Here is an 18515-nt window from a genome sequence, read left to right on the forward strand (position 1 = left end):
CCTACCGGGTGTCGGCCCCGGGCGGCGGCCCGAACGTCCCCGCGGCCCGGGACCCGGCCACCGCGCTCGCCACGATCGTGACCAGCGCCCCCAGCAGCAGGGCCGCGTCCTCGCCCGGAAGCAGGACATTCAGCTGGGTGCCGATGCTGGCCGCCGCCACCGGGATGCCCAGCTGCGCCGCGGACATGACTCCCAGCGGCAGCGGCAGGCCCACCGCCCTGAGTCCGGCGTGCAGCGCGACGGTCCCCAGCCCCAACGCCAGGCCCAGCGCCACCATCTGCGGCCGGCCGGCCAGGTCGCGCAGGTTCAGGGTGGCACCCAGCCAGACGAAGAACACCGGCCCAAGGAACCCGTCGCTGACGGCGAACAGCTGGCGGGCCAGCCGCCGCGGTTCCCCGACGGCCGCGACCACCAGGCCGAAGGAGAAGCCCGCCAGCATCACCGACACCCGGCCCAGGTTCGCGATGCCCGCCAGGGCGAAGAGCAGCGCCAGCTGGATCCGCAGTTCCAGGGCAAACTTCCGCTGTTCGGAGAGCTGGTGCACGCGCTGCCGGGTGCCCCGGCGCTCCAGGGTGCGCAGGCCGAAGAAGAGCACGACGGCGGCCGCGGCCACGGCGAGGGCCCCGAGGGCGCCGCGGGCCGCGTTGGGCGGGTCCAGGGCCAGCGGCAGGGCGACAATGCAGGCGATGTCGGCGATGGCCACCTGCGCCATCATCGCCACCACGTGCGGGCCGCCCAGCCGCAGCGAGTCAACGATCGGCAGCACCAGGGCGGCGGAGGAGGAGGCCAGCAGCACCACGTAGAGCGGGGCGTGACCCGTGCCGAAGAGCAGGCCCAGGCCTGTGCCTGCGGCCGCGGCTGCCGCGGCGGCCAGCACCGCCCGGCCCGCCCCGCGCCCCAGGGCCGGCCGGATCACCGGGTCCCGGACCGGGACGTGGGTACCAGCGACGAACATCATCAGGGCGAACCCGATGTTGGCGAGCAGGCTGAAGGTGGGGTCACCGGGGTCCACCAGGGCCAGCCCGGTCCTTCCGATCAGGATGCCGGCCAGCAGTTCCCCGAGCACCACCGGCAAATGCCAGCGGACCGGCAAGGCCAGCAACGGCCCGGCCAGTGCGACGACGGCGATCAGCGCCAGGGTCAGGAAGCTCACGCGGCCCGGTCCTCCCCGGGTCCCGCAGCGCCGGGATATCTCAGCATGGACTGAGAGTAGTCCCGCCGGGCCTTTGCGGTCCCGCTGAGCTCCGCTTTCCAGGCTGGGAAATTGCCAGCAATCTCCCAGCCTGCGTGGATAAGGTCCCGGAGGCGGTCCGCTCCGCCGTGTTATCACCAAGGAGGATGCGTGGGCCCGATCAAGAGTCTCTGGGCGATGGTCCAGGGCGACCCTGTCTTCATGCGGCGCGTGAACGGCTGGCTGGCGATCATCTGGATCCTGATGATCCCGATCTCGCTGATGATGGGCTGGCTGGACTCGGTGGTTTACGTTTCGGCCCTCTCCCTCTGGGCACTGGTATCCGGGCACTGGTCCGCGTGGCAGGCTGCCCGGGTAGAGGTGGCGCAGATGGAGGACGCCAGGCGCCGCGACAAGGAAGACCTGGTGGCCGAAGTGGTGGAGGCCCTCCTGGCCCGGACCAACGTGGAACCCGCCGACGCTCCGGCCTGTGACTGTGCTGGGAACCAGGCGGCGAACCGGGCGGGGACCAGCCCGGCGAACCGCGTGGAGACCAGCGCCGCGCTGTAGGCCGGGGCACCCAAGTCAACCAGGCCGGTCAACCCGCTTCAACCCTGCCGTGGGCCGTTTAGTCGGTCGCGGCCGGCAGCTCGATCCGCAGCACCGTGCCCTCCGGACCGGTTCCGGCCACCGAAACCGTGCCACCGGCGGCCATGGCGATCTCGCGAACCAGCGACAGCCCGATCCCGAAGCCGCGTCCGCCGTCGGACCCCGGGGGCCGGGCGGCGTGGACGAACCGGTCAAAGATCCGGTCCTGATCCACCCCGGTGATGCCCGGCCCGGTGTCGGAGACGGTGATGACGGCGGACCCGTCCTCCTCCGCGGCCCTGATCAGGACCCGGCCGCCGGACGGGGTGTGCGCCAGCGCGTTGTCCGCCAGGGCCAGCACCGCCCGCCGCAGGGCATTGGCCTCGATCCGCGCCCGGGGGCGGCCGTCGGACTCGAAGCCGAGCACGATGCCCTTTCCGTCGGCCAACTGCCGCAGGCTCTCCGCGACGGACTCGGCGACGCCGGCCAGCTCCACCGGGGGAGCGGAAGGGTCCGGGGCCGCCGCCGTCGCAGCCAGCAATAGCTCGTTCACGATCCCGGTCAGCGTGGCCGTATCCGCGCGGATCCTGGCCAGATTGCGCAGCGCCGTCGGATCTCCCTCGGCGTCCCGCTGGGCCAGCTGGATGCGGGTGTCCAGGATCGCCAGCGGGGTCCGCAGTTCGTGGCTGGCGTCCTGGACGAAGCGGCGCTGCAGCGCCAGGGCCTCGCCGAGGGGACGGATGGCGCTGCGTGCGCTCAGCCACCCGACCAGTCCGGCCAGAGCGATTCCTGCCACGCCCGCGATGATCATGGCCTCGAGGATGTCGCGCGAGTCCACATAGGCGTACGTTGTTCCGGCACCCGTGGCCGGCAGCTGGGTGGGCTGGGACAGCTTGTGCACCAAATACGCGGTGGCCACCGCCAGGAGCGCCAGCACCAGCACGGCGCTGACGGCGCTGATCCGCACGGCCACCTTCAGCGCCGCACGGCGCAGCGTGGTCTCGTCCGGGCTCGGCCTGGCCACTGTTGCCTTACTCATGGACACCCGCCCGCGGAAACATGGTCATCAACCTGCTCATTCGGGCTCGCCGATCTGGTAGCCGAGCCCGTGGACGGTGCGGACCACTGACTTGGAGATCTTACGGCGGAGGTGGTGGACATAGGTGTCGATCACACCCGGTTGGTCCGTTGGGGAGAAGTACCGGGACAACAGCTCGTCCCGGGTGAACACGCGGCCCGGTTCTGTGGCGAGGGCGGCCAGCAGTTCGGCCTCCTTTGCCGTTAGGGTGACGGTCTGGCCGTAGAGGGAGCGGACCAGGCGCGCCCCGGGATCCAGCTCCCAGCCGCCGATGGGGACCGTGGCAGGCGGCGGGGCGAACGTGCGGGTAAGGGCCCGGAGCCGGGCGGCGAGTTCGCGGGCGTCGAAGGGTTTGGTGACGTAGTCGTTGGCACCGGCGTCCAGGCCCCGGACCTTCTCGTCAGGGTCGCCGAGCGCCGTCAGGATCAGGATCGGCGTCGCGATGCCCTTGGCGCGCAGCGCACCAATCAGGCCGATGCCGTCCAGGCCCGGGAGGCCGCGGTCGATCACCAGCACGTCCCAGGCCCCGGTCAGCCCACGGTGCAGGCCCTCCTGTCCGCTGGCGGCAAGGACCACCCGGTAGTCGGGTTCCAGGAGTTCGGCGATCAGCGGGCCGAGGACGGGATCGTCCTCGACCAGCAGCAGGGCGGGCATCGGCATGGAGCTAGTCTTCCACCGCCGCGGTGCGCACCCCGTCCTCGGACACGCGATCCCGGGAGCCGCCGTCGTCCGCGCCGTCCCTGTCCGCGCCGTCGTCCGCGGGCGTGCCGGACGCGTCTGTGCCCGACGAACCACGGGAGCCGCTGCGGCGCCGCCGGAGCAACTGGACCAGCCAGGGCAGCACGGAGACCAGGACCATGGCGATGGCGATGATGTCGATGTTGTTCGCGATGATCGCGTAGTGGCCCAGCCAGGTGCCCAGCAGCGTCACCGAGGTGGCCCAGGCGAGGGCCCCGACGATGTTCCAAAGGGTGAAGGAGCGGTAGCCGTAGCGGCCGATCCCGGCGGTCAGCGGCGCGAAGGTGCGGACCATCGGGACGAAGCGGGCCAGGACGACGGCGGCGCCCCCGTGCCGCCGGAAGAAGTCCTCGGTGGCGGTGAGGCGGGCGGTCTTGAGGATCCGCGCGTCATCCTTGAACCAGCGGCGGCCGAAGGTCCGGCCGAGGAAGTAGCCCACCTGGTCGCCGGCGATAGCGGCGGCCGTGACCACCCCGATCAGCACCGGCAGGCCCAGCTCCAGGTCCCGGTGCAGGAGCCCCGCGGTGAACAGCAGGGAATCGCCCGGCAGGAACGGAAACAGCACCCCGGATTCGATGAACACCATGGCGGCGATGACGCCGAGGGCTGCCGGTCCCAACCCGGAGAGCATGGTCGCGGGGTCCAGCAGGGAGGGGGCGCCGGCAACGAGGCCGGGGGCCAGGGTGGTGGCGTGGACGATGCTGTGCACGGGCGGGGTCCTTTAGCGTCGGGGAGAGCGGAGGGCGGCGGGGATCCGATCCGCCAGGGCCGGGCCGAACCGGTTCCAGAGGCCGGTGACCACCAGGACGGCGGCGCTGGCGGCCAGGAACGAGGCGGTGACGTCGGTGGGGTAGTGCACGCCGACGTAGAGGCGGGACCAGGCCACGATCACGGCCACCACGGCGCCGAGTATCGCGACGGGGCGGGCCCAGCGGGTGCCGCGGACCAGGAAGAACAGCGCGAACGCCAGCGCCACGGCAAAGGACACGTGCCCGCTGGGGAAGCTGTTGGAGCCGGTCTCGGGGGAGAGCGGGTCCACCAGCAGGCCCTGGTCCGGGCGCTGCCGGGCGATCAGGAGCTTGAACGCCTCACTGGCCACCCAGCCGGAGCAGGCCACCAGCCCGAAGGCCACCGCCTTGACCAGGTCGCCCCGGACCAGCCAGATCACCAGCGCGATGACGGCGACGACGGCGAGTCCCACCACCGGGCCGAAGACCAGGTTGATGGCCATGGCGACGGCGGTCAGCACGGCAATGTGGTGCTGGCTGAGGTTCTGGTCGATGCCCAGCTCGGCCGCGGTGTCGCCGGGCAGCAGCTTCACCGTGACGCCGAGGGCGATCACGACGGCGGAGAGCAGTACCGCCAGCAGCAGCCAGTGGCGCTGCCGGGGCAGCGGCCAGAACCGGCCCGCGGCAGGGCCGGTGCCGGCCGAAAGCGTGCCGGAAGAACCGTGGCGCTCGGCTGATCGATCGAGTGGGGCGGGTCCTGTCATGGAATCCTCCGTTTCGGGGGCGCTGGCACGCGGTGGCGCGCCTCTTCCAGTGTCCCCGGCACCGGTTAAGAATCGCTTAAGAATCCTCAGTGGTGGAAGGCCGGGCTCTGCCCCTGGGACGGCATCGGGGCATCAAGGGAGTCCAGATACTCGACCTCCTTCTTCAGGTCGGCCAGGAAACTCGCCGCAAGGTCCTTCGTGAAGCCGTTCCGCACCACCACCCGCTGCACCGTGATGTCGCCGAGGCCGTCCGGGAGCGGGTATGCGGGAACAATCCAGCCGCTCATCCGCAGCCGCTCCGACAGGTGGTGGAGGTTCCAGTTCCGGGTGTGACCGTCGGCCAGCTGCCATGCGAAGACCGGGATGTCCGAGCCGTCGCTCCAGAGGGTGAAAGCCTTCATCGCGCCGATCGCCGCGGAGAGGTAGGTGGCCACGTCGCGGCAGGCGGACTGGACGGAGGCGTAGCCCTCGAAGCCGAGGCGGAGGAACAGGTAGTACTGCAGGAGCACCTGGGCGCCGGGGCGGGAGAAGTTCAGCGCGAACGTGGGCATGTCCCCGCCGAGGTAGCTGACGTGGAACACCAGTTCCTCGGGCAGGGCGTCCTTGTCCCGCCAGATCACCCAGCCGAGGCCGGGGTAGACCAGGCCGTACTTGTGGCCGGAGGTGTTGATCGAGGCGACACGGGGGAGCCGGAAGTCCCACACCGTGTCCGGCTGCAGGAACGGGGCGATCATGGCCCCGGAGGCGCCGTCGACGTGGATGGGGACGTCGTGGCCGTGCTTGTCCTCGATGGCGTCCAGCGCGGCCGAGATCCCGGCGATGTCCTCGTAGCGGCCGGTGTAGGTGACGCCCATGATGGCCACGACGCCGATGGTGTTCTCATCGACGTACTGCTCCAGGTCTGACCCGTCCAGGACCGGGTGTTCGGCGGAGACGGGGACGTAGCGGGCCTCGACCTCCCAGTAGTTGCAGAACTTCTCCCAGCAGACCTGGACGGCGGAGCTGAGGACCAGGTTGGGCTTGTCGGTGGGTTTGCCCGCGGCGCGGCGGGCGTTCTGCCAGCGGCGCTTGAGGGCCAGGCCGCCCAGCATGCAGGCCTCGGAGGAGCCGATGGTGGAGGTCCCGACGGCGGACTCCGGGTCCGGGGCGTTCCAGAGGTCGGCGAGCATCCGCCAGCAGCGGGTTTCGATCAGGGCGGTCTGCGGGTACTCGTCCTTGTCGATCATGTTCTTGTCGAACGTCTCGGCGTAGAGCTTCGCGGCCTCGGTCTCCATCCAGGTGCCCACGAAGGTGGCCAGGTTCAGCCGGGCATTGCCGTCCAGCATCGCCTCGTCATGGACCACCTGGTACGCCGTGGCGGGGAGGGACTCGCCGTCGGGAAGCCGGAACTTGGGAAACGTGCTGGCCTCTCCGGGCCTGCTGAAGAGCGGGTTGAGCTCCACATCGGTGTCCGGCTCGTGCTGGGGGGATCGGTGGGACCTGGGCATGACACTCCTTCGGCAGGGGGAGGCCTCGGCGGGGCCGCGGCCTGCCCCGCCCACGCTACCCGCCGGGCCGGGGCGTTGGAAGGAAACGGCGCCGACACGCCCCGCCGTGCGCCGCCGTCGGCGGCTAAACTGGGACGATCGGCGCATGAACGCAGAGGTAGCGAACGGCCACGGCGGCCACAATTTCAACAGCCGCGCCCACCACTCCCGGCTCCGGGTGCTCGTGATGGTCCTGGTCGGCGCGGTTACCGCCGTCGCCGTCGGCTCCCTGATGTCCTGGGCGTACGCGCCCGCGCTGGGCTGGGCGGCGGCGTCCCTGACCTACCTGATCTTGGTGTGGTCGGTGATCGGTGGCCTGCAGCCGCAGGCTACGGCGGCGCACGCCCGCCGCGAGGACCCCAGCCGTGGCCTGGCCGACGGTCTGGTGCTGGTGGCCACCGTGGCGAGCTTCGGCGGCGTCGCCCTGATCCTGCTCGATGCCTCCAACGCCCAGGGCGGCACCAAGGCGGCCATCATCGCCATGGCCGTGGGCAGCGTGGCGCTGTCCTGGTTCCTGGTGCACACCCTGTACACGCTCCGGTACGCCTCCATCTACTACCGGGACAAGACCGGCGTCGACTTCAATGAGGACAAGCTGCCCCGCTACCTGGACTTCGCGTACCTGGCCTTCACCGTCGGCATGACCTTCCAGGTCTCGGACACGGACCTCAAGTCCGACGCCATCCGCACCACGGTCCTGCGTCAGGCGCTCCTGTCCTACCTGCTGGGCACGATTGTGCTCGCCACCACCATCAACCTGGTGGCCGGCCTCATCCACTGACCGGCCACCGCGGGTTTCAGGCCCCGGGTTTCAGTTCCCGGCCTTAGGCGCCAGCCTTAGACGCCGGCGTTATAGACGTCGAGTCCGAACCGGTTCAGGCCCGGGGTCCCGGCGTAGCCGAGGTAGGGCAGCCCGAAGGTGTCCTCGATGCTGGCCAGCAGGCTGTAGTGGTTGTACGGGGTGGTGGACCAGGTGCCGCCCTTGCTGAACGGGGAGAGCACCAGGGCGCCCACCCGGCCGCCGCCCATGCCCGTGATGCCGGGCAGGGCCGCGTTCGGTCCCGGGCCCTCGCCGCAGCAGGCGCTGGCGTCGGACTGGGGGCCGTCGGATTCGTCGAAGGTGATGACCAGGACGCCGTCCTGCTTGAACGCCGGCGAGCCGGTGATGACCGGGACCCACTGCTTGAGCCAGGCGTCGGCGCTGGCCAGGCCGCCGGGCTGGCCGTCCACGCAGGGGGAGTCATGGCCGTCGTGGCAGAGGTTGGGGGTGATCATCGACAGGTTCGGCGTCGAGGCGGTGGAGGCGAGGTCGGTGCTCAGGTTTGAGAGGTCGACGTCGTTCGCGGCGCAGTCGGGCGAACCGGTGATCCCGGCAAAGTAGACGAACGGGTTGTGGCGGGCCGCGTACTGGTCGCCGACCCGGGCCTTCTGGGTGTCGTCGACGGCGCCGGGGGCGGGGTGCCGGCAGGGGGTGCCCATGTCCTCCATGTAGCCCTTCCAGGTCTTCCCGGCATCCTTGAGCTGCCCGGCGACGGTGGGGACGCTGGCAGGGAAGACGCAGCCTTCGCCGACGGCCTGGCCCGGGCTGGCGGTGCCGGTGCCCACGAACGGCGAGTAGGTCTGGCAGTCGGACTGCATCTGGGCGTTGGGCCCCTGGCCGGAGATCTGCGCGACGTAGTTGGGCTGGGAGTTGTGGGCGGTGCCGAAGTACTGGTTCAGCAGCACGCCCTGGCTGCGGAGCGTCTGGGAGAGGTACGGGGCGGCCGACGCCGGGCCCCAGGTCTCGTCGTAGCCCTTGTTTTCGAGGTTGATGACAAAGACGTGCTTGGCCCCGGGAAGGTAGCCGCCGGTCTGGGTCGCGGCGGGGACGGCCGTGCCGGCCTGCAGCGGTGCGGCAGCGGGGGCGCCCGCGGTGGCTGACGCCGAGCCGTAGCCGATGCCCGCGGCAGCGAGGACGAGCGCGGAGGCGGCGGCGAACCGCTTCAGGATCCGGCGGCCGCGGCGCGGGGCGGCCTGGGTGCTGGTGGTGGTGTTCATGTCAGTTTCCATCCGTCGGCGAGGGCTTTCTGTTTCAGTCCGGACCATTCCTCTTCCGGTGGCGGTCCCACCGGGGTGCAGGCGGGGCCGGCCACGAAGGGCGGGACGAGGTAGCTCGGGGCGGCGAGGTTGGCGGGGGTGCCGAAGTCCAGGACCTCGGCGATGTTCCGGGCGGCCTGGTCGCGGGGTGTCAGGGGCGGCAGATTCCAGCGCCACTCGATAGCCTTGAGGACCGAGGTGTGGTCGTAGACGTCGTGGGCGACGTAGCGGCGGCGGGCGCGCGGGGAGACCACCAGGGAGGGGACCCGGAAGCCGCGAAGGGCAGTCGTGTCCGCGGTGTCCGGGGCCGTGGCCGGGGCGACGTGGTCGTAGAAGCCGCCCCACTCGTCGTAGTTGACCACCAACAGCGTGTTGGCCCAGCCGGGGCCGGAGGTGACCGCGTTGTAGACCTCGGCCAGGAATGTCTCGCCGGAGCGGATGTCGGCGTGCGGGTGGTCGTCCCCCGAGGTCCCGGACCCCTCGTCGGTGAAGCGCGGGTCCACGAAGGACACGGCCGGAAGGGTCCCTGCCGAGCAGTCCGTGAGGAAGTCCGCGTAGGGGTGGGAGATGGGCTGGTACTTGGTGCCCCACAGCGCGGTGAAGGGGATGTCGCCGTAGTAGTACTTCCCGGCCACGCCCGCGGCGGCCAGCCGGTCCCAGATGGTGGGGAGCGTGGATGTCACGGTGGAGTTGTGGATCCGGTCCGTGGCGGCGGCGTGCTGGTAGAAGCGGTTGGGGTAGGTCTCGGCCATCGTCGCGGCGAAGTAGCGGTCGCAGACGGTCCAGTCGGGTCCGGCCTGGCGCCAGAAGTCCAGGTCCGGGGCGTCGTAGTAGCCCACCGCGAATTCGTCGTTCTCGCCGGCCCGGAGCCAGCCGTCGTTCTTGCCGTTGTTGAACTGGATCCGGCCGCCCTCATAGGAGTGGTCCGGGTCCGGGTGGCCGCAGCCCTGGAAATCGGTCAGGTGGTACGTCGAATGCGGGATGCCGTAGCGGTCCCTGAAATTCAGCCCGGACTGCTGGCCGTCGGCGCCGGGCAGCCAGCCGAGGAAATGGTCGAAGGAACGATTCTCCATCATCACCACGATGATGTGCTCGATGCCGGAGGCGTCGGGTGCGGGCAGGGTCGGGGTGGCGGCGGTCGCGGCGCGGACCGTGCCGGTGGTCGCAAGGGCGGTAGCCGCTGTCGCTCCCGCCACTCCGAGAAAACTCCGTCTGGAAAAAGTCACGTGATCATTTCCTTCGTTATCGGGCCGGACATTCTGGCTGCTGTCTTCAGCCGGTCCTGCGCAGGGGTAATCGCTGGAAGCGACGGAAAAGTTACGGTCCCGGGGTCCCCGCCCCGGAGGCAGCCGGATTCCTGACGGCCCCGTCGAAGGCTTGGGCCTGCCACATCCCGCCGGTCCCGGGCAGTGCCCGAAGCGCAGGATGACGCCCAAAAGTAGATCACGGGAAGGTGACGGAACTGCCGTTTTTTCACGTCCGTCCGTGGTTTGTTCACGCGATGTTTGCCTGAAACGCCGGAACTTCCCCGGACGGTCAGCGCCGCCCGCGGAGCCTGCACTAGCATCGGAGCAGCGGCATCCCGCCGCCGGCACACGCCGCCGACCCCGCCGCCGCAGCGCGGCCGGGACACGGCCGAAAACCCCGCAGGAGCACGCATGGACATCACCGACGTCATCCTCAACGACCACCACGACCAGCGCCGCATGTTCGCGATTTTGGAGGAGATGCGCGGCGCCGCCCCCGCGGACCTGGCCGCCGTCTGGGGCCGCCTGCAGATCCTGCTGGAAGTGCACGCCAAGGCCGAGGAGGAACTGTTCTATCCGGAGCTGTTGGCCTTGGGCACGGGGGAGGGCGGCAAGGACTCGCCGGAGGACGAGACCACCGACGCCATCCACGACCACAACGAGATCCGTGACGCGATCGCCGACGTCGGGCGGCACGACGCCGGCTCCGACGAGTGGTGGGCCGCCGTCGCGAAGGTGAATGAGGCGAACAGCGAGCACATGGGCGAGGAGGAACGCGAGGGCCTCACCGACTTCCGCCTGCACGCGGACCTGGACCTGCGGCACAAGCTGGCCGTGTCCTTCTACGCCTTCGAGGCAGCCCACGCCGGTGGCATCAAGGCCCGGGACGTGGACCCCGACGAGTACGTGGAGCAGAACGGGCCGGGCTCACACTAGCGGCTAACTGCCAACGGCCGGGCCTGGATGGCCCGGCTGTTCCGCTACCGACTTCTACCGCCGCTATTCGGGGTTCTGGCCGTATTCGGCCGAGATCAGGATGGGCAGGTGGTCGGACGCGCCGCGGGGCAACGTCTCCACCTTCTCAATCACCAGCCCCTGCGAGGTGGCGAAGTCGAAGTGGCCCTTGAAGACCTTGTAGCGGGTGTAGGTGCGCCGGTCGCTGAGCGAGAGCTCGTAACCGGCGTCCTTCATCTGCTCCGTCAGGTACTTGGTGAAGAACGGGTAGTTGAAGTCGCCCACCATGAGCGTCATCAGGCCGCCGCCCATGCTGAGCAGCTCGCCGTGGGCGGCGTGGATCTGGTTGCGGCGCAGCGAGTTCGACGCCGTCAGCGGGGCGGCGTGGAACGAGGCGATGACCAGGGAATGGTTGGTCTGGTTGTCCACCATCCGGGTGCCGATCAGCCGCTCATGCGCCGGCGCCAGGACCCGGTCGTGCACGGACTTCTTCAGCGAGAAGGTCTTGGTGTCGCCGGCGGTGAACCGGTCCGTGCTGTAGTAGATCGCCAGACCCAGCCGGTTGCCACGCGTGGCGTCGGCCAGGCGCAGGTTTCCAATGCTTTCGGGAAGGTCTTCGGTGTCGCACTCCTGCAGGCACAAGGCGTCCACGTTGTAGTCGCGGGCCAGCGCCTCAAGTTCGCCGCTGGCCTTGTGTTTGCGGAGGTTATAGCTGATAACTCGGATCAGGGGGAGCACCTCTTCGCAGCATAGTCGGGGTTAACCTGCCCCCGAGTCTACCCAGTCCGGCACGGTGACGAGGCGATAGGGTGGTGGAATTCTCTGATTACGTTGCTGCGAAAGGGTCACCGTTGACTGCTGAAATGCCTGAGTTGGCCGAGGGCGACTTCTACTACGAGGTCCTCGGCGGAGGCCGCTACCGCTCGACCATCCACGCCCAGGGTGCCTGGAACGTCCACGAGCAGCACATGGCTCCGGCCTCCGGCATCATGGCCGACGCGCTCTCCCGGCACGACCCCCGGCCGGACATGCGGATGGCCCGGATCAGCTACGAAATCCTCGGACTGATCCCGGGCGGCGAGTTCGAGGTCACCACCACCACGCTGCGCCCGGGCCGCACCATCGAACTGCTCCAGGCGGAACTGACCGCCGGCGGCCGTGTCGCCATCCGGGCCACCGCCTGGCGGATCATCACCTCGGACACCACCGCGATCGCCGCCTTCGAGGACCCGCGGATCCCGGCCCCGGAGGACTGCGAGCCGTACGACGCCGCGCAGGTCTGGCCCGGCGGGTACATCGCCTCGCTGAGCATGCGCATCGCCGAGGGGCACCGGGCAGGGTCCGGCACCGTCTGGCTGCACACCGACCACCCGCTGACCGACCGGAACGACAGCGGCGACCTGGCCCGGCTGATCGGGCTGGTGGACACGGCCAACGGCATCGCGGCCCGGGTCCCGCCGGGCAAGGGCAGCTACGTGTTTCCCAACCTGGACCTGCAGATCCACATGTACCGACTGCCGGAGGGACAGTGGCTGGGCCTGGACAACGAGGTGTCCTTTGGTACGGACGGCATCGGGTTGACCTCCACGGTGCTGCACGACCTGCAGGGTCCCTTCGGCCGGGCCGAGCAGATCCTGACGCTGCGCAAGAGCTAGTGGAAGACCAGCCAGCCCACCGTCGTGGCCAGGCCGGTGAGGACCACGCCCCAGGCGATGTCCATCAGCACAATCACCAGCGGCCACTTCTTCAGGGTCGCGGCGTTCGTCAGGTCGTAGGTGGCGTAGGCGAAGCCGCCCAGCGCCGCGCCATAACCGAACGCGGCGGCCCAGCCGCCGCCGTCGAGCGCGGGGCGCAGGGCAAAGAAGACGATCCCGGCGATGTAGAGCACGTAGAACACGACGGCGTAGCCTAGATGGGGCTTGTCCGCCATCAGGTGGCCCAGGTGGCGGCGGTAGAACCTGCTCGTCGACTTCAGCCAGACGGCGTCGATGACGGCAAACGCGGCGGCCACCACCAGGAATTGCAGAAAGACCATAAGGGAGCATAACCACATGCAGCAGGCCGGACCCCGGAGCCTCACCGTGTTCCGTCAGCCCTCCTCCCTCGGCGCGGCGGAAGACCTCGATTTCGCCCTCGAACTGCTGCGACGGGTCAAGACCGGGGCGGCGGGCCCGCTGCTGCGGCTCTACCGTCCCGTGCCCACCCTGGCGTTCGGTCAGCGGGACGCCAACCTGCGCGGCTTCGACGCCGCGGCTCAGGCCTGCAGGGATCTCGGCTTCGAACCCCTGGTGCGGAAGGCCGGGGGACGCGCCGCCGCCTACCACCCGGGCAGCCTGGTGATCGACCACCTGGAGCCCGACGCCGACGCGATCGCCGGCGCCAAGGCCCGGTTCGCGCTCTTCGGTGGCCTGCTGGCGGAGGCGCTCCGGGACGCCGGCGTGGACGCCGCGGTCGGCGAGATCCCGGGGGAGTACTGCCCCGGTGAATTCAGCGTCCACGGCACCGACCGCCGTGACCCGGCGCGCCGGATCAAGCTGGTGGGTACGGCCCAGCGGGTGGTCTCCGGCGGCTGGCTGTTCAGCTCGGCGGTGATCGTCTCGGACTCGGCGCCCATCCGGGCCGTGCTGGAGGCCAGCTACGCGGCGCTCGGCCTCGACTGGGACCCGGCGACGGCGGGCGCCGCGGATGACCTGGTGCCGGGCCTCGACGTCGACGCCGTGGAGGCGGCCGTGCTGGGCGCCTATGGGCGGTACGCGGCGCTGGAGGACGGGGACTTCCGGACTCTGGCCGCCTCCTAGCGGTTCCTCTGGCCCATCATTGGGCCCGGGCGGCCAGGATTTGTTCGCGCAGGATGTCCGCGTGCCCGCAATGCTGGGCCAGTTCGCGCAGCATGTGCAGGTACACCCACCGCAACGGCAGCGGCCCGCGCCGGTTGCCGCGGACCAAATCGTCGGGCCCCAGCCCCGCGGTACGGGCCCGGGAGCCTGCGCAGGCCTCGCGGTAGGCGGCCCGCACCGAGGCGATGGTGTCCCCCGGGTCCAGCACAAACGACTCGTCCGGCGTGGCCGGGATGCCGATCTCGGCGCGGCTGCGGCAGGTGATGGCCTCGTCGAACCAGACCTTCTCGACGAAGGCCGCATGCTTGAGCAGCCCCAGCAGCGTGGTGCGCGAGGGCACCAGGGCCGCCCGTGCCTCCTCCTCGCTCAGTCCGTCGAGACTGGCCTCCAGATCGGCCCGGTGGTCGTCGAGGAACGCCTCGAACTGGGTCCGGAGGTCCGCGGTGAACAGGTCCGGTTCCATGCTGGGATTGGTGCTCATGAGCCCACAGCCTAATGGGCCCCGCCCGGAAAACCGGACGGGACCCATGAGGTGTGGCGGCTGGGTGGTATCCCTCCCGTGGCGTCAGTGGCCGCGGTCGATCCACTCCTGCAGGTGCGGGGCCTCGGCGCCGATGGTGGTCTGGTCCCCATGCCCGGTCCGCACCACCGTCTCCGCCGGCAACGTCAGCAGCCGGGAGGAGATGGACTCGATGATGGTCGGAAAGTCGCTGAAGGACCGTCCGGTGGCACCCGGTCCGCCCTGGAACAGGGTGTCGCCGGTGAAGACGGTGGCTTCGCTTTCAAGTCGGAAGCTGACCGACCCGGGCGAATGGCCTGGCGTGTGGAGCGCCACGAGGCGGGCGCCGGCGACGCCGAACGTGTCGCCGTCGGCGATCGCGTGATCCGGTTCGGTGCCAGGGAACACCCGGTCCCAGAGCATCCAGTCGTCCCGGTGCAGGTACACGGGAGCGCCGGTCAGTTTCCGGAACTCGCCCACGGCGGCGATGTGGTCGTCATGGCCGTGCGTAAGCAGGATGGCGGTGACCTTCCGGTGGCCGACGGCGGCCGCAATCGCGGCGGCGTCGTGGGCCGGATCGATCACGACGCACTCGGCGTCGTCGCCTACGATCCAGACGTTGTTCTCCACGTCCCAGGTGCCGCCGTCGAGCGAGAAGGTCCCCGAGGTGACCAGCCGGTCGATCCGCAGGCCGTCCTCGACGGTGCTCACAGCTCCACCACGGAACGCAGGACGGCACCGGAGTGCATCTTCTCGAAGGCTTCCTCGATCTGGTCGATGGCGATGCGTTCGGTGACGAAGGCGTCCAGGTCCAGCCGTCCCTGCCGGTACAGGTCGATCAGCATCGGGAAGTCGCGGGAGGGCAGGCAGTCGCCGTACCAGGAGGACTTCAGCGATCCGCCGTGGCCGAACACATCCAGCAGCGGCAGCTCCAGGGTCATCTCCGGGCTGGGGACGCCCACCAGCACAACGGTGCCGGCGAGGTCGCGGGCGTAGAAGGCCTGCTTGTACGTCTCGGGACGGCCCACAGCGTCGATCACGACGTCGGCGCCGAAACCGCCGGTCAGTTCCCGGATGGCTTCCACCGGGTCCACGGCGGAGGAATCCACGGTGTGGGTGGCGCCGAGGTCCTTGGCCCGCTCGAGCTTGTTGGGGTCGATGTCGACGGCGATCACCGTGGTGGCGCCGGCGAGCGCGGCGCCGGCGATGGCCGCCACGCCCACCCCGCCGCAGCCGATTACGGCCACCGAGTCGCCGCGGCCGACGTTGCCGGTGTTGATCGCGGCGCCGAGGCCCGCCATGACGCCGCAGCCAAGCAGGCCGATGGCGGCCGGGTCGGCCTCGGGGTCCACCTTGGTGCACTGGCCGGCGGCTACGAGCGTCTTCTCGGCGAAGGCGCCGATGCCCAGTGCGGCGGTCAGCTCCGTGCCGTCTTCCAGGGTCATCTTCTGGGCGGCGTTGTGCGTGTTGAAGCAGTACTGCGGTTCGCCGCGGCGGCAGGCCCGGCATTCGCCGCAGACGGCACGCCAGTTCAGCACGACGCGGTCCCCGGGGGCCACGGAGGTGACGTCGGGGCCGACGGCGCTGACCACGCCGGTGGCTTCGTGGCCGAGCAGGAACGGGAAGTCGTCGTTGATGGCGCCCTGCTTGTAGTGCAGGTCGGTGTGGCAGACGCCGCAGGTGAGGATGTCCACCAGTGCCTCGCCGGGCCCGGGATCGGGCACCAGGATGGTTTCCAGGGTGACGGGGGCGTTCTTGGACCGGACGATTGCGCCCTTGACCTTGTGGACCATGGGAGAGCTCCTTTCGATGCCGCCCGGCGCGGGGTTGCCGGATACGGCGCGACGCGGGCCCCGGGGTAATCCGGAGTCCGCGTCGTGTCTGGTGTGGGTGTTCTCTGGTGCTGGCGGGTTAGGCCGCGAGGCGGCTCTTGACCTCTGCCGCGGAGGGGTTGGTGGCGGCGGTGCCGTCCGGGAACAGCACGGTGGGGACGGTACGGTTGCCGCCGTTGAGCTGCTCGACCAGTTCGGCCGTGCCTTCGACTTCCTCGATGTTGATCTCGGTGTACCCGATGCCCTGCGCGTCCAGCTGCTTCTTCAGCCGGTTGCAGTAGCCGCACCACGTGGTCGAGAACATGGTGATGGTGCCGGATTCGGGGGTGAAGTCCACGAAATTCTCCTCAGGTGGGTTGCCGGTGCGTGCCGGGACGGTCAATCGGACGTCTCTGGAATAACCGTATCCTGCGGGACGGTATTCCCGCAGGGAGGGACTGGCCGGGTGCTGGCCTTTACCTGCAGCTGTGCAGGCCCGGCCGGCCGGTGGCATGCTGGGGGCATGTGTGGACGCTATGTGATGGCCCGGGCCGTCGGGGACCTGCTGGCCGAGTTCGACGCCGGGCTCGAGGAGGAGATCGCCGTGCCGCCGTCGTGGAACGTCGCGCCGACGGCGGACGTGCCGATCATCCTCGAGCGGCTGGTCGAGGGGGCGGAGCTCCCGGCGCGGCAGCTCCACATCGCCCGCTGGGGCCTGGTCCCGTCCTGGGCGAAGGACCCCGGCATCGGGTCGAAGATGATCAACGCCCGTAGCGAGAGCGTGCTGGAGAAACCGGCGTTCCGGAAGGCCACGCGGTCCCGGCGCTGCGCCGTCCCGGCCGACGGCTATTACGAGTGGAAGGGCCAGGGCAAGGGGAAGCAGCCCTACTACGTGCATCCGAAGGACGGCTCGCCGGTGGCGTTCGCCGGCCTGTACGAGTGGTGGAAGGATCCGTCGAAGGCCGAGGGGGACTCCGGCCGCTGGCTGCTCTCGACGACGATCCTGACCACCGATTCGCCGCCCGAGGGTTACGCCGACGGGATGCTGGCGGAACTGACGGCCCTGCACGACCGGGTGCCGCTGCCGATGGACCGAGCCACCATGGAGGCCTGGCTTGACCCCCGGGCCGAGGACGCCGCGGAACTGGTCGGCATCGTCCGCGCCAACGCCCACGACGTCGCCGAGGGCTGGCGGATCGACGCCGTCGGCACCGCCGTCGGGAACGTCCGCAACGACTCCCCGGAACTGATCGAACCGGTCGGCAGCCTGTTCTAGGCCTGTTGCGGGGTTAGACCGTGACCCGGCCGGCCGCGTCGACAGTCCAGGTCGGGTTGAACGCGACCTCCCAGCGGAAGCCGTCCGGGTCCGCGAAGTAGCCGGTGTAGCCGCCCCATGGCTGGGTTTTGGCAGCCGCGACGATCGTGGCCCCGGCTGCCGCCGCCTCGCCCAGCACCCTGTCGACCGCGTCGGCGCTGTGCACGTTGTGGCTCAGGGTGATCGGAGGGATGCCGGCGGGGGAGTCCGTCCCGGCTTCGGCCCGCATCTGGCCCGCGTCCCAGAGCGAGACGATGAGCCCTTGGTTGATCTGCAGGAAGAGCACTTCACCGGGGACTTCGCGGTGGACGGGCCAGCCCAGGCCCGTCACATAGAACCGGCGGGAGGCTTCCACGCTGCGGACGCCAAGGGAGATGAAGTCGACTCGTGGTTGCATCGTTCGATACTGTCATGCAGATGTCGACTAATCACGCAGAGGATAAAGCAGCCCAGGCCGATAAGGACCAGCTCGCCGCCGTGCGGGTGGCCGTGGACGAGGTTGACGAGCAGATCGTCGCGCTGATCGGACGCCGGGAGCGGTTGATCCGAATCGCCGGGACGCTCAAGGCCGACAGTGCCGAAGTCCGCGCCCCGGGCCGGGTGGAGCGCGTCCTGGAACACGTGAAGGCGACGGCCGAACGCAACGACATCGACACCGACATCGTCGGGGAGACCTACAAAGCCATGATCGATGCCTTCATCCGCCTGGAGCTTGAGGTCTACAAGGCCGGCAGCTAGCTAAAGGGATTCCTCCACCGGGACGTTGGCCTGGTAGTCCCGCCCGTCGCAGTCGCTGTAGGCCGTCATCAGGTGCCCCTTGGGCAAGCCCAGCACGGTGCTCAGCGGGAAGTTGCCCGTGATGGTGTTCCCGGAATGCTGGACGCCCTTGATGTCAAAGTTCTCCTCCGTGCCGTCATGGCTGAAGCAGAAGAAGGACACGGCCTCGCCATTGAGGAATTCGATTTCCAGCCGCCGTTGATGTGAATGGTCCGGCGTCGCCGCGACCAGCCCCACGACGTAGGCGCCCGAGGCCGGGATATTGCCGTCAATATCGAAGGTCGCCACCAACGTTGAATCCTTGGCTGCGATGCTGACGTGCTTCAGGAGTGCGTTGTGCGAGCTCATAGGCCAATCCTGCCCCCGGACGTTGGCCCCGTCCAGCCCTGATCTAGGTTTTGTCCCG

23 protein-coding genes are annotated in these 18515 nt (G+C 69.7%); 7 read left to right on the top strand and 16 right to left on the bottom strand.

Annotation, left to right across the window (positions count from 1 at the left end):
• Position 1 precedes the first annotated feature (1 nt).
• The gene (locus ACRQ5B_RS13360) at positions 2–1153 is read right to left on the bottom strand and encodes a cation:proton antiporter (protein WP_432394618.1); all 1152 of its coding nucleotides are present in this window, start codon (positions 1151–1153) and stop codon (positions 2–4) included.
• Between the two features lie 189 nt (positions 1154–1342).
• On the opposite strand from ACRQ5B_RS13360, the gene ACRQ5B_RS13365 reads away from it, so the two are divergent.
• Complete coding sequence (locus ACRQ5B_RS13365; protein WP_412883093.1) at positions 1343–1741, top strand: hypothetical protein; 399 nt, start codon at positions 1343–1345, stop codon at positions 1739–1741.
• Between the two features lie 58 nt (positions 1742–1799).
• Here the strand turns inward: ACRQ5B_RS13365 and ACRQ5B_RS13370 are convergent, their stop codons facing one another.
• The 5 genes from ACRQ5B_RS13370 to ACRQ5B_RS13390 all read right to left on the bottom strand — a co-directional run bounded on the left by ACRQ5B_RS13370 (position 1800) and on the right by ACRQ5B_RS13390 (position 6554).
• Positions 1800–2798, bottom strand: a complete 999-nt coding sequence (locus ACRQ5B_RS13370; RefSeq protein ID WP_432394621.1) for a sensor histidine kinase — start codon at positions 2796–2798, stop codon at positions 1800–1802.
• A 36-nt stretch (positions 2799–2834) separates the two neighbouring features.
• The gene (locus ACRQ5B_RS13375) at positions 2835–3497 is read right to left on the bottom strand and encodes a response regulator transcription factor (RefSeq protein ID WP_432394624.1); all 663 of its coding nucleotides are present in this window, start codon (positions 3495–3497) and stop codon (positions 2835–2837) included.
• 4 nt (positions 3498–3501) lie between these two features.
• On the bottom strand, positions 3502–4206 hold the full coding sequence (locus tag ACRQ5B_RS13380) for a DedA family protein (RefSeq protein ID WP_432398766.1): 705 nt from the start codon (positions 4204–4206) through the stop codon (positions 3502–3504).
• 90 nt (positions 4207–4296) lie between these two features.
• Positions 4297–5067, bottom strand: coding sequence for a phosphatase PAP2 family protein (locus ACRQ5B_RS13385; protein ID WP_432394627.1), 771 nt, complete (start codon positions 5065–5067; stop codon positions 4297–4299).
• 86 nt (positions 5068–5153) lie between these two features.
• Positions 5154–6554: a glutamate decarboxylase gene (locus ACRQ5B_RS13390; protein WP_432394630.1), complete on the bottom strand. Its 1401-nt coding sequence runs from the start codon at positions 6552–6554 to the stop codon at positions 5154–5156.
• A gap of 145 nt (positions 6555–6699) precedes the next feature.
• Here ACRQ5B_RS13390 and ACRQ5B_RS13395 point away from each other — a divergent pair, with 145 nt between their 5' ends.
• The gene (locus tag ACRQ5B_RS13395) at positions 6700–7374 is read left to right on the top strand and encodes a DUF1345 domain-containing protein (RefSeq protein ID WP_432394633.1); all 675 of its coding nucleotides are present in this window, start codon (positions 6700–6702) and stop codon (positions 7372–7374) included.
• Between the two features lie 56 nt (positions 7375–7430).
• On the opposite strand, the gene ACRQ5B_RS13400 is transcribed toward ACRQ5B_RS13395, so the two are convergent.
• Positions 7431–8630, bottom strand: a complete 1200-nt coding sequence (locus tag ACRQ5B_RS13400) for an alkaline phosphatase family protein (RefSeq protein WP_432394636.1) — start codon at positions 8628–8630, stop codon at positions 7431–7433.
• Positions 8627–9895, bottom strand: coding sequence for an alkaline phosphatase family protein (locus ACRQ5B_RS13405; RefSeq protein ID WP_432394638.1), 1269 nt, complete (start codon positions 9893–9895; stop codon positions 8627–8629). The genes ACRQ5B_RS13400 and ACRQ5B_RS13405 overlap by 4 nt, the downstream gene beginning before the upstream one ends.
• Positions 9896–10327: 432 nt before the next feature.
• Here ACRQ5B_RS13405 and ACRQ5B_RS13410 point away from each other — a divergent pair, with 432 nt between their 5' ends.
• Positions 10328–10852, top strand: a complete 525-nt coding sequence (locus ACRQ5B_RS13410) for a hemerythrin domain-containing protein (RefSeq protein ID WP_432394641.1) — start codon at positions 10328–10330, stop codon at positions 10850–10852.
• Positions 10853–10915: 63 nt separating this feature from the next.
• Here the strand turns inward: ACRQ5B_RS13410 and ACRQ5B_RS13415 are convergent, their stop codons facing one another.
• On the bottom strand, positions 10916–11596 hold the full coding sequence (locus ACRQ5B_RS13415) for an endonuclease/exonuclease/phosphatase family protein (RefSeq protein WP_412883270.1): 681 nt from the start codon (positions 11594–11596) through the stop codon (positions 10916–10918).
• A gap of 125 nt (positions 11597–11721) precedes the next feature.
• Between ACRQ5B_RS13415 and ACRQ5B_RS13420 the strand changes: the two genes are divergently transcribed.
• Positions 11722–12525: a thioesterase family protein gene (locus tag ACRQ5B_RS13420; protein WP_290257695.1), complete on the top strand. Its 804-nt coding sequence runs from the start codon at positions 11722–11724 to the stop codon at positions 12523–12525.
• Here the strand turns inward: ACRQ5B_RS13420 and ACRQ5B_RS13425 are convergent.
• Positions 12522–12905: a DUF2177 family protein gene (locus tag ACRQ5B_RS13425; protein ID WP_432394644.1), complete on the bottom strand. Its 384-nt coding sequence runs from the start codon at positions 12903–12905 to the stop codon at positions 12522–12524. The genes ACRQ5B_RS13420 and ACRQ5B_RS13425 overlap by 4 nt on opposite strands.
• Before the next feature lie 16 nt (positions 12906–12921).
• On the opposite strand from ACRQ5B_RS13425, the gene ACRQ5B_RS13430 reads away from it, so the two are divergent.
• Positions 12922–13668, top strand: coding sequence for a lipoate--protein ligase family protein (locus ACRQ5B_RS13430; protein WP_432394647.1), 747 nt, complete (start codon positions 12922–12924; stop codon positions 13666–13668).
• A gap of 16 nt (positions 13669–13684) precedes the next feature.
• On the opposite strand, the gene ACRQ5B_RS13435 is transcribed toward ACRQ5B_RS13430, so the two are convergent.
• The 4 genes from ACRQ5B_RS13435 to ACRQ5B_RS13450 all read right to left on the bottom strand — a co-directional run bounded on the left by ACRQ5B_RS13435 (position 13685) and on the right by ACRQ5B_RS13450 (position 16375).
• Positions 13685–14188, bottom strand: a complete 504-nt coding sequence (locus ACRQ5B_RS13435) for a DinB family protein (RefSeq protein ID WP_432394650.1) — start codon at positions 14186–14188, stop codon at positions 13685–13687.
• An 84-nt stretch (positions 14189–14272) separates the two neighbouring features.
• Entirely contained in the window at positions 14273–14917 is a 645-nt protein-coding gene (locus ACRQ5B_RS13440; RefSeq protein ID WP_432394653.1) for an MBL fold metallo-hydrolase, read from the bottom strand.
• Complete coding sequence (locus ACRQ5B_RS13445) at positions 14914–15999, bottom strand: S-(hydroxymethyl)mycothiol dehydrogenase (RefSeq protein ID WP_432394656.1); 1086 nt, start codon at positions 15997–15999, stop codon at positions 14914–14916. Before ACRQ5B_RS13445 ends, ACRQ5B_RS13440 begins: the two co-directional genes overlap by 4 nt.
• A 118-nt stretch (positions 16000–16117) precedes the next feature.
• A complete protein-coding gene (locus tag ACRQ5B_RS13450) occupies positions 16118–16375 on the bottom strand; it encodes a mycoredoxin (RefSeq protein WP_290257701.1) in 258 nt (85 codons plus the stop codon).
• 165 nt (positions 16376–16540) lie between these two features.
• Between ACRQ5B_RS13450 and ACRQ5B_RS13455 the strand changes: the two genes are divergently transcribed.
• On the top strand, positions 16541–17293 hold the full coding sequence (locus ACRQ5B_RS13455; RefSeq protein ID WP_432394659.1) for an SOS response-associated peptidase: 753 nt from the start codon (positions 16541–16543) through the stop codon (positions 17291–17293).
• Between the two features lie 13 nt (positions 17294–17306).
• On the opposite strand, the gene ACRQ5B_RS13460 is transcribed toward ACRQ5B_RS13455, so the two are convergent.
• Positions 17307–17729, bottom strand: a complete 423-nt coding sequence (locus ACRQ5B_RS13460) for a VOC family protein (RefSeq protein WP_432394662.1) — start codon at positions 17727–17729, stop codon at positions 17307–17309.
• A gap of 14 nt (positions 17730–17743) precedes the next feature.
• Here ACRQ5B_RS13460 and ACRQ5B_RS13465 point away from each other — a divergent pair, with 14 nt between their 5' ends.
• A complete protein-coding gene (locus ACRQ5B_RS13465) occupies positions 17744–18070 on the top strand; it encodes a chorismate mutase (protein ID WP_290257704.1) in 327 nt (108 codons plus the stop codon).
• Here the strand turns inward: ACRQ5B_RS13465 and ACRQ5B_RS13470 are convergent, their stop codons facing one another.
• Positions 18071–18457 carry a hypothetical protein gene (locus ACRQ5B_RS13470; RefSeq protein ID WP_412883077.1) on the bottom strand — a complete coding sequence of 129 codons (387 nt, stop codon included), beginning with the start codon at positions 18455–18457 and terminating at the stop codon, positions 18071–18073.
• Positions 18458–18515: the final 58 nt, after the last annotated feature.

The organism is Pseudarthrobacter sp. L19, assembly GCF_050859435.1.
GTDB lineage: Bacteria > Actinomycetota > Actinomycetes > Actinomycetales > Micrococcaceae > Arthrobacter.

What these genes read in the sequence shown, in the direction of transcription:
- ACRQ5B_RS13370 (WP_432394621.1), bottom strand. Translation starts at nt 2,798, where the DNA reads ATGAGTAAGGCAACAGTGGCCAGGCCGAGCCCGGACGAGACCACGCTG.
- ACRQ5B_RS13375 (WP_432394624.1), bottom strand. Translation starts at nt 3,497, where the DNA reads ATGCCGATGCCCGCCCTGCTGCTGGTCGAGGACGATCCCGTCCTCGGC.
- ACRQ5B_RS13380 (WP_432398766.1), bottom strand. Translation starts at nt 4,206, where the DNA reads ATGCTCTCCGGGTTGGGACCGGCAGCCCTCGGCGTCATCGCCGCCATG.
- ACRQ5B_RS13385 (WP_432394627.1), bottom strand. Translation starts at nt 5,067, where the DNA reads ATGACAGGACCCGCCCCACTCGATCGATCAGCCGAGCGCCACGGTTCT.
- ACRQ5B_RS13390 (WP_432394630.1), bottom strand. Translation starts at nt 6,554, where the DNA reads ATGCCCAGGTCCCACCGATCCCCCCAGCACGAGCCGGACACCGATGTG.
- ACRQ5B_RS13395 (WP_432394633.1), top strand. Translation starts at nt 6,700, where the DNA reads ATGAACGCAGAGGTAGCGAACGGCCACGGCGGCCACAATTTCAACAGC.
- ACRQ5B_RS13400 (WP_432394636.1), bottom strand. Translation starts at nt 8,630, where the DNA reads ATGAACACCACCACCAGCACCCAGGCCGCCCCGCGCCGCGGCCGCCGG.
- ACRQ5B_RS13410 (WP_432394641.1), top strand. Translation starts at nt 10,328, where the DNA reads ATGGACATCACCGACGTCATCCTCAACGACCACCACGACCAGCGCCGC.
- ACRQ5B_RS13425 (WP_432394644.1), bottom strand. Translation starts at nt 12,905, where the DNA reads ATGGTCTTTCTGCAATTCCTGGTGGTGGCCGCCGCGTTTGCCGTCATC.
- ACRQ5B_RS13430 (WP_432394647.1), top strand. Translation starts at nt 12,922, where the DNA reads ATGCAGCAGGCCGGACCCCGGAGCCTCACCGTGTTCCGTCAGCCCTCC.
- ACRQ5B_RS13435 (WP_432394650.1), bottom strand. Translation starts at nt 14,188, where the DNA reads ATGAGCACCAATCCCAGCATGGAACCGGACCTGTTCACCGCGGACCTC.
- ACRQ5B_RS13445 (WP_432394656.1), bottom strand. Translation starts at nt 15,999, where the DNA reads ATGGTCCACAAGGTCAAGGGCGCAATCGTCCGGTCCAAGAACGCCCCC.
- ACRQ5B_RS13455 (WP_432394659.1), top strand. Translation starts at nt 16,541, where the DNA reads ATGTGTGGACGCTATGTGATGGCCCGGGCCGTCGGGGACCTGCTGGCC.
- ACRQ5B_RS13460 (WP_432394662.1), bottom strand. Translation starts at nt 17,729, where the DNA reads ATGCAACCACGAGTCGACTTCATCTCCCTTGGCGTCCGCAGCGTGGAA.
- ACRQ5B_RS13465 (WP_290257704.1), top strand. Translation starts at nt 17,744, where the DNA reads ATGCAGATGTCGACTAATCACGCAGAGGATAAAGCAGCCCAGGCCGAT.
- ACRQ5B_RS13470 (WP_412883077.1), bottom strand. Translation starts at nt 18,457, where the DNA reads ATGAGCTCGCACAACGCACTCCTGAAGCACGTCAGCATCGCAGCCAAG.